Source organism: Chloroflexus sp., assembly GCF_034432675.1.
Classification (GTDB): domain Bacteria; phylum Chloroflexota; class Chloroflexia; order Chloroflexales; family Chloroflexaceae; genus Chloroflexus.
This window is the reverse complement of the sequence record NZ_DAOUBI010000194.1, coordinates 1-10,357: the sequence shown is the minus strand read 5'-3', so window position 1 is coordinate 10,357 and position 10,357 is coordinate 1. Positions and strand designations below refer to the sequence as shown.

Annotated in this window: 12 protein-coding genes and 1 riboswitch; of the genes, 5 read left to right on the top strand and 7 right to left on the bottom strand. The window is 55.5% G+C overall.

The genetic code is table 11. The annotated features are described in order from the left end of the window. Positions 1 to 321: 321 nt before the first annotated feature. The gene (locus tag VAE55_RS14885) at positions 322 to 555 is read right to left on the bottom strand and encodes a hypothetical protein (protein ID WP_322816527.1); all 234 of its coding nucleotides are present in this window, start codon (positions 553 to 555) and stop codon (positions 322 to 324) included. Positions 556 to 723: 168 nt separating this feature from the next. Here VAE55_RS14885 and VAE55_RS14880 point away from each other — a divergent pair, with 168 nt between their 5' ends. After that, positions 724 to 1,056: a hypothetical protein gene (locus tag VAE55_RS14880; protein ID WP_322816526.1), complete on the top strand. Its 333-nt coding sequence runs from the start codon at positions 724 to 726 to the stop codon at positions 1,054 to 1,056. On the opposite strand, the gene VAE55_RS14875 is transcribed toward VAE55_RS14880, so the two are convergent. The 6 genes from VAE55_RS14875 to VAE55_RS14850 all read right to left on the bottom strand — a co-directional run bounded on the left by VAE55_RS14875 (position 1,053) and on the right by VAE55_RS14850 (position 5,678). Next, positions 1,053 to 1,271, bottom strand: a complete 219-nt coding sequence (locus VAE55_RS14875) for a hypothetical protein (RefSeq protein ID WP_322816525.1) — start codon at positions 1,269 to 1,271, stop codon at positions 1,053 to 1,055. The two genes, VAE55_RS14880 and VAE55_RS14875, sit on opposite strands and share 4 nt — an antisense overlap. A 4-nt stretch (positions 1,272 to 1,275) precedes the next feature. After that, complete coding sequence (locus tag VAE55_RS14870) at positions 1,276 to 1,995, bottom strand: glycerophosphodiester phosphodiesterase (protein ID WP_322816524.1); 720 nt, start codon at positions 1,993 to 1,995, stop codon at positions 1,276 to 1,278. Between the two features lie 108 nt (positions 1,996 to 2,103). After that, complete coding sequence (locus VAE55_RS14865; protein ID WP_322816523.1) at positions 2,104 to 2,382, bottom strand: hypothetical protein; 279 nt, start codon at positions 2,380 to 2,382, stop codon at positions 2,104 to 2,106. Positions 2,383 to 2,651: 269 nt separating this feature from the next. Then, positions 2,652 to 3,368 (bottom strand): hypothetical protein, encoded by a 717-nt coding sequence (locus tag VAE55_RS14860; RefSeq protein WP_322816522.1) that lies wholly within the window; start codon positions 3,366 to 3,368, stop codon positions 2,652 to 2,654. Then, entirely contained in the window at positions 3,365 to 3,964 is a 600-nt protein-coding gene (locus VAE55_RS14855; RefSeq protein ID WP_322816521.1) for an SCO family protein, read from the bottom strand. Before VAE55_RS14855 ends, VAE55_RS14860 begins: the two co-directional genes overlap by 4 nt. Before the next feature lie 4 nt (positions 3,965 to 3,968). After that, entirely contained in the window at positions 3,969 to 5,678 is a 1,710-nt protein-coding gene (locus VAE55_RS14850) for a CAP domain-containing protein (protein ID WP_322816520.1), read from the bottom strand. 343 nt (positions 5,679 to 6,021) lie between these two features. Beyond that, positions 6,022 to 6,146: riboswitch (FMN riboswitch) on the top strand. A gap of 155 nt (positions 6,147 to 6,301) precedes the next feature. Between VAE55_RS14850 and VAE55_RS14845 the strand changes: the two genes are divergently transcribed. The 4 genes from VAE55_RS14845 to mads4 all read left to right on the top strand — a co-directional run bounded on the left by VAE55_RS14845 (position 6,302) and on the right by mads4 (position 10,285). Next, positions 6,302 to 7,108, top strand: a complete 807-nt coding sequence (locus VAE55_RS14845) for an ABC transporter permease (RefSeq protein WP_322816519.1) — start codon at positions 6,302 to 6,304, stop codon at positions 7,106 to 7,108. Between the two features lie 31 nt (positions 7,109 to 7,139). After that, a complete protein-coding gene (locus tag VAE55_RS14840; RefSeq protein ID WP_322816518.1) occupies positions 7,140 to 8,195 on the top strand; it encodes an ABC transporter substrate-binding protein in 1,056 nt (351 codons plus the stop codon). A 222-nt stretch (positions 8,196 to 8,417) separates the two neighbouring features. Continuing rightward, positions 8,418 to 9,668 (top strand): methylation-associated defense system AAA family ATPase MAD3, encoded by a 1,251-nt coding sequence (gene mads3 / locus VAE55_RS14835; protein ID WP_322816517.1) that lies wholly within the window; start codon positions 8,418 to 8,420, stop codon positions 9,666 to 9,668. 17 nt (positions 9,669 to 9,685) lie between these two features. Next, positions 9,686 to 10,285 carry a methylation-associated defense system protein MAD4 gene (gene mads4, locus VAE55_RS14830; protein WP_416181209.1) on the top strand — a complete coding sequence of 200 codons (600 nt, stop codon included), beginning with the start codon at positions 9,686 to 9,688 and terminating at the stop codon, positions 10,283 to 10,285. Positions 10,286 to 10,357 lie beyond the last annotated feature (72 nt).

Below are 10,357 nucleotides of genomic sequence, written 5' to 3'. Positions count from 1 at the left end.
GAGATCAGAAGCACGCCCGCAACACCTCCCCCAGCGGGGAGATCTGGAGCACGCCCGCAACACCTCCCCCAGCGGGGGAGATCAGGAGCACGCCCGCAACACCTCCCCCCAGCGGGGGAGGTCAGAAGCACGCCCGCAATACCTCCCCCAGCGGGGGAGGTCAGGAGCATGCCCGCAACACCTCCCCCAGCGGGGAGATCAGAAGCACGCCCGCAACACCTCCCCCAGCGGGGAGATCAGAAGCACGCCCGCAACACCTCCCCCCCATACAGTCTCCCTCTCCCCTCGCTCCTATTTTCTACTTCCTTTCTCCTACCCGGACTATTCCTCAACGTGTGTATCACGGCGACTGATTTTCGTCCCGCGTGGCACATTGACGACAACCGCTTCCTCTTCTTCAACAGCATGAGCGGGGGTCGGCGTCGCCGACGCATGGGCGTGGTGATGGTCGTCAGCCGGCTTAAACTCACCCAGCAGGCTGGCCCGTCGAATCCGCCGCTCATACTCTCGTTCAACTGCTGCCACCAGACGTTGCCACCACGATTGTTCGGCCATAGCTTCACCTCAGCGCAAAAAGAGGGATTTTTCCTCTTACCAAAATGACAGAATATCAGCAAAGATTCAGCAGATTGTTAATTTCGTTTGCTATCCCATAGTAGCACCGATCAGGTACAATAATTTACGGGTAGGCAAATCGTCAAGGTCACCTCGTTGCAGGATACAATGATGATAACAGTTATTCGCTTCTTACGCTTCAATCCGACCGTGCGCCGTGTACTTGGTATCACATTTCTGGTTCTGGGCCTGATCGGTTCACTCTTCCCGATCATTCCCGGCTGGCCCGGTTATGTATTGGCGATTATCTTGTTGGGGCGGCGAGATCGCCTCCTGCGACGGCTCCATCTGGTTGCCCGTTTTGGGCTACGCTGGCTCCGCAAGGCGCCGCTGCCGCAGATTCGTGGTATCGGGCATTGGTTGTCGCAACAGTACGTCGAAATTCGACGCGCTATCGTGCCGCGACTGATCGCCTTCGAGCGCACGATTGATGGTGTTTAGTCACCCTTCAGGCGTTTGCCCAGTGCCCACCCCAACACCAGACCGGCACCCAGAATCAGTAAAACAGCCACTCCTACCCCGATCAGGAAATGGTACCAGCTCAACGGCCCCCCGGTGATTAGCCAGGCCAGCAGTGCCGGCACACCGATCAGTGCAGCCAGCACCGCCAGCAATGGCCCTATTCCCCGCACAACGAGCCAGATGCGCCGTTTCAAGCGATTATCCTTTACTGAGCGCAGCCCGTGCCGCAGCCGGCCTGTTTGTGATCAGACCACTCGCACCAAGAGTGGCCAGCTCACGGAGCCGTACCGGATCATCTACCGTCCATACGTTCACTTTATATCCGGCACGTCGAACTTTCGGCAAGATCCAATCGAGACCGGGCAAACCGTGGTACGGATGCCACGCCGTAGCCCTGACCCGCCGCAGCGCCAGAAATGGCCAGAACTCGCGCAGCCGTATATCGGGGCGATACGTGCGAATGCCCATGAGATAGCCACGGGCAACCACAGGGTCGGTCGCACGTAATTCGTGCAGTGCCTGTTCATAAAATGACGAAACGATCACCTGATCGACCATTCCAAATTCACGAATGAGCTGAACACAGCGCACTGCCATACCGGGACGCTTTAGCTCAAGATTGAGCGGCATCACCGCACTCCGTGCCCAATCCAACGTCTCGGCCAGCGTCGGCACCCGCTCGCCACCAATGTCGAGGTGTCGCAGCTCGGCCAGCATCAGCCGGGCCACCAGCTCATCCCGACCATTCCAGCGCACCGTCGTATCGTCGTGAAAGACCACGATCTCTCCATCCACCGTTAGTTGCAAGTCCAGCTCGATCATATCAGCCTGTTGGTGGCGGGCCAGTTCAAAGGCCGCCAGTGTGTTCTCCGGAGCATCAGCCGATGCTCCACGATGGGCAATGATCAGTGGCGTCATAAAACCTCGTCGTAACAATGCCGATAGCGGGGCGCCACTCGCCCCGCTATCAGTATCACCGCGCCACCTTCCGGCGTCAATCTCACTGTGAGAATGCGTCGCCCATGATCAGGCGTTCAGATCTGGCTGCACAATCGCCAGATCGGCTTGACGGGCTTCTTCGGTTAGCATTGGATGGAGAATACGCTGCATTGCCATAACGTGAGCACAGGTACCCCACATGCGGAAGAACGAGCAATTACACGACCATTGCCCATCGTGAAGCGAAATTTCGTGATCGCTGTTGCCACCGTGAAATGTCGCCCGCAGATCGCTGAACTTGATTCGCTCTGGTTCGGCAGCATAACGCCGGGCCTTTTCGATCTTACCGATTAAGTCCGAGTGCATAGGGAGACCTCCTTCGTCTCGTGCCCGGAAAACATCAAGGGCGGCTACAGGCATCGGCCTGTACCGCCCTATACACCCCTCAACCGCGTTGTCACACATGTTTTCATAGCCGGCCTCCTTCATGGGAGTTTTGCCGTTCTTAACACAGCCTTATTATACGACCCGCGTAACCCTCACGTCAAGGGATGCGTCAACATTTGCCAAAATCGGGTAGTACAGTGCTCTAACGCGCTAAAGAGGCGATCTATCTACACAAGACGAGTTGCGATTCAATAACCTGCACTCCGCATTTGCTCGGCCAGAGCTAGGATGCGCTGACCGTATTCCATACCCGGCACTGCCCATCGTCCGTTCAGATCGGTAATCGTTACCGCCACGCCGCGTAAATGGTCAGGGAGCGAGCGACGCCGGAGGGCATAGTCGATCAGTTGCTGCTGATAGGGTGTACCAGCACCTTGCGGGAGTGCATAGGCTAACAACCGTCCCAAATGGGCCGGGATCGACTCGCCGACCCACGAGGTAAAACTCAACCCGGCCCGCCAGCGTTGAATACTCTCGTCCCACGCCCAATCGGGGCCTGGTGGCTGATCAGGCGGCGCTTCGCGGATTTCGCCGGTCACGCCAATCCCAGCGGGATTACGGCGTGGTCGTTGGCACCACCACGAGGTGAGATGACCGGTTTCATGTGCGCATTGCGCAATGGCCAGAAACCAGTCAATTTCAGCCGCCTGACCAATCTCGGCATAGCCATTGACGATGACACCAACATCGTAGGGAACGTAGGCTGTGCTGCGTGGCGCCAGCCACGCAATCGCCGCTTCTGCGGTACCACTAGGTGAGCCAAGTAATGTACCCGGTAGTGGCGAACGCATAATCATTGGCACATAAATCTGATGTGTTTCCGGCGTTTGCGCATGGACAACCGTCTGACTGAGAGCAACAACACCTAATGTCACCAGTGAACGACGACTCAAACGGTAGTTCATGGCACCTCTCTTAACAGGGCGCGGATGCCCTCGACATACACGCTCGCTACGGTTCCATATTGATAAACGATCCGTAGCCGCCCATTCTGATCGATCAAATAACTCGCCGTACTATGTTCGACACCGGCGTCACCATGATTATGATGTTGATGGCCCCCTCCATGGCGATAGGTCAGACCGTACTCTTTACTGATACGGCGCAGCGTCGCATCATCACCCTGCAAGCCGATAAAACCCTCACCAAAACCACGTAGATACGCAGCAAGGACCTCTGGTGTATCGTGCGCCGGATCAACGCTGATCAAAACGAAATGAACATGTTCACCATCAGCACCGAGTTGTTCGCGTGCACGCCGAAATTCGCTGAGGGTGATCGGGCAATAGTCGGGACAACGGGTATATCCGAAGTAGAGCAACACCGGCTTACCACGCAAATCACTCAACCGTAGATCATGACCGGTACTGGCCGGCAACTGAAAATCACTCAACACAGTTGGGGGATCGATGATGGTTGCGGTTATCGTACTCGATGGACTGACAGCCGAGCAGGCCGTGCATATCATCACTATCCAGCATATCAACAGAAACCGCTGCATAATATCACCTCACCACAAGTGGCGTATAGACTGAAAAGATCTGATCGGCAACCATCAGGCTTACCGGCACCATCAGCCGAAAGGTTGTACCGGGCGCCGCAAATGTGATGCTGCCCTGGTGGATACCGGTGGGCAGTCCACTCGGATCGACCCACAAACGCAGCGCTCCCTGCTCAGCACTGCTACCCAACCACGGGTCAGCCTGCACAACCTGCCAGGATGGCTGGGCGCATGGCGTTGAGAGCACGACCGGAGGGGGAGGCGGGCTATCGCGCTGCACCATTAACACCCGTGGCGAAATGGTGATCGGCTGGGCCGGTAGTACAGGGGCTTCACTCCACTCGGTAAATGCCTGCCCGTCGGTGTAGCGCACCCATACACTCTGACCACGGTAGTTGTTGCCGGGAACAGTAAATGTGAGCGGCGACACCAACGGCTGCGGCTCAGTAAAGATGGTCACTGCATCAACGAAGACCTCAGTATCGCCACTGCGCCAGAACTGGAAGATGAGAAAGTCGCTACCGGTATAGCGAAAGGGGAGCGCGAATTCCTGATACTGACCGGCAGCGGCAAAATCAATTCCGCGCAGCGAAAGCAGGCCGTACTGCTGGTCACCATCTCTCACCTCGAAGTGAGCTACTTCAGAGAGTGAGGTATTGTCACTGACTTTCAGGCGTACATAAGCTACAAGAGATCTATCCTTGAACAAGAGTGGCCGGTAATCCCAAACCCACGCTGAATATGCCGGCGTGAAGCGAAATGCACCACCACTCCAGGCGGCTGGATCGGCGACTCGCTCACCTGCCCCCCGAAAGTTGGGGTAGGTTTCATCAACCAACCAGCCCAAACTGAACTGTACCTGAGTAAAGAAAGGATGGCTCAAACCGACGAGCGTCACCGTCTCTTGCCGATCACTCATCGTATTGGCAAGCTCAGCAACCGGCAGATGTGCACCAAGATAGTTCGTATCGCTCACCGTCTGCGTGTAGCCGACATCATCACGGGTTCGCACGTAGACTGTTCGCCAGCCTTCCCCACTGGGTAGCGTATGACGAAACTCATTGGTGAAGGGTTGCCATTGCGCATCGACAAAGCATGGTTCGTTGGCCACCATCAATGCATTTGCTGGTCTGGGATCGGCGAAACCGGATTGAGCCTGTCGCTGATGCTGATATAGATACAGCGATACTGAAGGGTTCAGCGTTTGTGGGGCTTCGTGCTCGATAATGAGCGGGGCGTATGTTGCGTCATTGCCAAACATCTGCGCAATGTATCCTCTTCCACTAACGGCACGACGATAATAGCCCAACCCAATCTCACGATGACCGGCGTCTAGCAAGTTAGCCCGGTGACCAGGGCTATTCAACCAGCCATTAATCGCATATTGCGGCCTCATATAGCCACAATATGCATTTTTAGCACCACTACTGCCCAGATAACCAAACCGTGGAGCCCGATCAATCGGCCATTGGCCGTTGGTATCCTGGTGTCCACAATATGGAGCAGACCGATTCTCGACTGAGTCCCAGGCAAACCAACGCGAAGCATAGGTCAATTGCCGATTCCAACGGAGTGGCGGCTGCCCGACCTCACGGCGGGCCAGGTTGCCGTAGTATACCGTCAACGCTTCGTCCAATAGCAATGATGGGGTTTGCACGGTGGGATCGAAGGCGAGGGCAGTGAAAGTAACACATACCGGTAGCAACAGCAGCATACACCAGTGACGTACCATCTTCTGAGAGCCATTCGCTTCCTCCTTCACCGTGCCGCCTTTCCCGAAGTGAAGTGTAGCACATGGAAAAGTCCGTCTCAAGCAGACCATCGAGTTAGGGTGGCAGAAGCTAACCGTACCCGGCATAGGAGGCGGTTGGTGCAGAAACATGGCTCCCACATGCCACGAGGAGCATGGGTTGCCGAAGATGCTGTCTGGCAGAGCATGATGAACAGGCCAACTGCGGATCACGGTCAAGTTACAGATTCATAACGGGTTCTGCACCACACCCCTCACGTCTATCCTTGACATCAATCCCCGATTAATGCTATCATCAACAGCGACAAACGATCTTCGGGGCAGGGTGCAATTCCCGATCGGTGGTATAGCCCACGAGCGTGTTGAAAGGCACGCAGGATCCGGTGCAACTCCGGGGCCGACGGTTACAGTCCGGATGTAAAGAAGATCCAGATATGGGCAAGGATGCAGGTAGCGCACACGATGTGCGCCTTCGCATCGTTGCCATTGCTGGCGGGATCGTTCCCCGTCATGCTTCCGTATCTGTACCCCGAAGAGCGTTCGCTCGGCGGGGTTTTTCTATGCCCGCCACGAAAGGAGTTGGAACGATGCAGCAAACATTGCCTGTAACAAGGGTCTCGCCGCGGGTCAGATCACTACGACGCTTCGAGTGGCCGGCTCTCGGTTTACCAGTCACCCTGATGCTCCTGCTCGTATTCTGGCAGGCAGGAGTGACTCTGAGCGGCTACCCGGCCTTTATTCTGCCTTCGCCGACCCTGGTTGCCGGACGTTTCTGGCAGGCGCTGAGTAGCGGTTTACTCTGGCAGCATACCTTCGCCACCCTGAGCGCGGCTCTGGGCGGGTTCACGTTGGCCCTGATCATTGCGCTCATCCTAGGCTACACGCTGGCTCACATTCGCTGGCTCGAACAGGCCCTGGCCCCGGTGCTGGCCGCCAGTCAGGCGATCCCGGTGGTGGCAGTCGCACCCCTCATTATCCTGTGGTTTGGCGCCGGCCTGACCTCGAAAGTTCTGGTGGCTGCACTGATCACCTTCCTGCCGATTCTTATCAATACGGTAGTCGCGATTCGCAGCATTCCCCGCGAACTGATCGAAATGGCATACATCAGTGGCGCCAATCGCTGGCAACTGCTGCGCTACGTCGAAGCCCCGCTGGCGCTACCGGTACTGTTCGGCGGTGTGCGTACCGGGCTGGCGCTCGCCACAACCGGTGCCGTAGTCGGTGAGTTTGTTGCCGGACGGGTTGGCCTGGGCGCGTTGATCAATATTGCGCGTGGGCTGTTCGATACGCCATTGATCTTTGTTGCCCTGGCAACACTGGCCCTGATCACGTTAACCCTCTACGTGCTGGCCGGTTTGCTGGAACGACTACTGGTTCGCTGGGAAGCATCATAGCAATGACACACATCAATTCAGGAGCATGACAATGATGAAATTCCGTGTGCTTACTCTGGGTATCCTGATCATTCTGCTCATCACCGCGTGCGGTGCACCAACACCGACAACGCCTGCTGCGGCACCGACGGCTGCGCCTGCACCTGACGCTCAACCAACCTTACAGCAAGTCACGCTGGCGATGTCGTATATTCCGAACATTCAGTTTGCCCCCTACTATGTTGCGGCTGCCAAAGGCTACTACGCCGCCGAAGGGATCGACGTTACCTTCGATTACAACTTCGAGAATGATGTCTTACAGCGGGCTGCAACCTGGCCGACGAGTGGGATTGCGTTTGCAACCACTAGTGGCACCTCGGTGCTGCTGGCTCGCCAGCAAGGATTACCGGTCAAGACGGTCATGACGCTCTATCAGCGCTTCCCGATTGCCTTCTTCGCCAAGAGCAATGTGCCGTTGGCAAGTGTGAATGACCTGCGTGGGCAGACGATTGGTATTCCCGGCCGTTTTGGTGAGAGTTTTTATGCGCTCCTGGCCGCGCTCTACGCCGGCGGTATGAGCGAAGCCGATGTGACTGTGCAAGAGATCGGCTTCACCCAGAGTGCAGCGGTAATGGAAGATAAGGTACCGGTCGCAATCGGCTACGCAATGAACGAGCCGGTCCAGTTGCGCGGTCAGGGGGTGGAAGTGAATGTTTTACTGGCCGCCGATGTTTTTAACCTGGCCGCCAATGGCATCGCCGTGAGTGAGGCGCTGATCGCTCAGAACCCGGAGCTAGTACAGAAATTTGTGCGGGCTAGTCTGCGCGGGTTGGCCGATACGCTAGCCAATCCTGATGAGGCGTTTGATCTGAGCCTACAATTCATTCCCGAAGCCCAACTGGGCGATCTCGCATTACAACGCCAGGTATTGCAAGAGAGTCTCCCCTTCTGGCAAAACGAATTAACTGCGCAATACGGTTTGGGCTACACCGATGGCCAGCTCTGGATGCGCACCGAGGAGTTTATGCGCTCGGCGGGATTGCTGTCTGCACCAGTTGATGTGCGGCAAGCGTTCACGAATGAGTTTGTGCCGGGCGGGTCGTACTGATCACGCCCCAAAGCCTGCTACGAGTAGGTGACGGGAATACCTTCGCCTACTCGTTGTGCTTTATGTAGGTAGGTGTTGAGTGAGGGGGGCGGTAGGTAGAACCCTCGCCAGATACCAACTCACAGGCCGACGTGCGCCTGAAACCCAGATGTACGCGCCAAAGGAGTTGTCTGGTGGTACAATTTGACACAAGCACCAAAAGGAGCACGGAGTCTATCAGCCATGGTTCTGCATACATTGGAGGCTCTGAACTATAAATGCCTCCGCTATATCCGGCAAGAGCTACACACCTTCCAGATTCTGGTAGGACCGAATGCCAGTGGGAAGAGTACGTTCCTGGATGTGCTGGTGTTCTTGAAAGACATCCTCGAAGAGGGGTTACAAAAAGCGGTGCAGAAACGTGTGCGCTCGGTACGCGATCTTGTCTGGCAGATGGAGCCACATCCTGTTGAACTGGCTGTAGAACTCCACATTCCCGAACATCTCCGTCATAAAGATGACAGCCGGATACGCTACGAAGTTCGGATCGGAACCGATGAAGATGGTATGCTCACATTTCTGGTAGAAAACCTCTGGCTGGTTCGGGAAGCTCTGCATACCAACCATTCCACCCAAGATGTATCCAAAACGGTCTTTCCGGCAGAAATGAAACCACCGCCATCGATTGTGAAGATGCCAGGCAAAAGAGCGCCGGCTGGCTACCGAAAGGTGATATCGCGTACTGCTGATGGCCGCGTGTACGTGCGCTCGGAAACTTCCGATTGGAATTTTCCCTTGCATGTAGGGAAAGACCGTGCGGGTCTCTTACTCATTCCCGAAGAAGCCCGTTTTCCTGTAAGCCAATGGCTGCGCAAGATGCTCACAGAGCAACTTCACTTTGTGATGCTCAGCAGCCAGCATATGCGCTGGCCTTACCACCCGGAAGCGCCCAAAACATTTCAGCCAGATGGAGCCAATCTGGCAATTGTAGTGGAACGTCTCCAGCATCAACCTTTACAGTTAGAGCTTTGGGTAGACCATCTACGAACAGTTTTACCTGACATCAAAACAATTACCGTAAAGGAGCGGGAAGAGGATCGTTATCGGTATCTTGTTGTCATTACCAAAGACGGTAAGCCACTTCCCTCCTGGCTACTGTCAGATGGAACGCTGCGGCTGTTTGCATTGACACTCCTGGCATATCTCCCGGAAAAGAAGGGAATCTACATTATCGAGGAGCCGGAAAACGGCATCCATCCTCGTGCACTGGAAGCCGTATACCAGTCCCCCTCATCGGTTTACGCAGGGCAGATTTTCTGTACAACACACTCGCCAATTTTACTCAACCTTGCCAGACCACGTGAACTACTCTGTTTTGCGTTAACGCAACACGGTGCAACAGACATCGTACCCGGAGATCAACATCCGCACCTTAAGGAGTGGCGATCTGAAATTGCACTCGGTGACCTGCTTGCCAGTGGGATGCTAGGATGAATGGACAGTGAAAGGACATTGTTTTTCTGGTCGCTGACTTAGACATGGAGTACACTATACGCGGCCTTATGGCTCGTCCTGAAGCGTTAGGCACGCGATCAAACATCACTTTCGATGTGTTCAGGCATTCGCAACGCGATCCCGGTGTATTTCGTCACGCCGATGCATTGCTGCGAACTCGCTACAGGAACTATCAGTACGCACTCGTTATGTTTGACCGTGAAGGCTGTGGCAGAGAAGATGTAGACGCACCAGGTTTAGAAGCAGCGATTGAAGAACGGTTGTATCGTACAGGATGGGAAAACCGTTGCATTGCGGTCGTTTTAGATCCCGAACTGGAAATGTGGGTATTTGCGAATTCTCGTCAGGTCATCAACATCATCACAAAAGGCGACGAACATCTGTATAGTGAAACGTTAAAAATCTCTAACCGCTTTCCCAACGGAAAACCTCGTAATCCCAAGCAGGTGATGGAAACGCTACTGCGGCAAAAACAGATTCCTCGATCATCTTCTCTCTTCCAGAAGCTCGCCCAACAAGTGAGCCTTGCTGGATGCCAGGATAGAGCCTTTCAGCGATTTCGACAGGCGCTGTGCGAGTGGTTTCCCCGCCCGTAGTGTAATGCTCCCCAAAAGTCAAACCACTCGGACGCCTTCTTTGGACGGCACATAGGGGCGCGGCTCCGCCGC

Excerpts from the sequence above, each read along its gene's own strand:
- VAE55_RS14885 (WP_322816527.1), bottom strand. The coding sequence starts at position 555 with ATGGCCGAACAATCGTGGTGGCAACGTCTGGTGGCAGCAGTTGAACGA.
- VAE55_RS14880 (WP_322816526.1), top strand. The coding sequence starts at position 724 with ATGATGATAACAGTTATTCGCTTCTTACGCTTCAATCCGACCGTGCGC.
- VAE55_RS14870 (WP_322816524.1), bottom strand. The coding sequence starts at position 1,995 with ATGACGCCACTGATCATTGCCCATCGTGGAGCATCGGCTGATGCTCCG.
- VAE55_RS14865 (WP_322816523.1), bottom strand. The coding sequence starts at position 2,382 with ATGCACTCGGACTTAATCGGTAAGATCGAAAAGGCCCGGCGTTATGCT.
- VAE55_RS14860 (WP_322816522.1), bottom strand. The coding sequence starts at position 3,368 with ATGAACTACCGTTTGAGTCGTCGTTCACTGGTGACATTAGGTGTTGTT.
- VAE55_RS14855 (WP_322816521.1), bottom strand. The coding sequence starts at position 3,964 with ATGCAGCGGTTTCTGTTGATATGCTGGATAGTGATGATATGCACGGCC.
- VAE55_RS14850 (WP_322816520.1), bottom strand. The coding sequence starts at position 5,678 with ATGCTGCTGTTGCTACCGGTATGTGTTACTTTCACTGCCCTCGCCTTC.
- VAE55_RS14845 (WP_322816519.1), top strand. The coding sequence starts at position 6,302 with ATGCAGCAAACATTGCCTGTAACAAGGGTCTCGCCGCGGGTCAGATCA.
- VAE55_RS14840 (WP_322816518.1), top strand. The coding sequence starts at position 7,140 with ATGATGAAATTCCGTGTGCTTACTCTGGGTATCCTGATCATTCTGCTC.
- mads3 (WP_322816517.1), top strand. The coding sequence starts at position 8,418 with ATGGTTCTGCATACATTGGAGGCTCTGAACTATAAATGCCTCCGCTAT.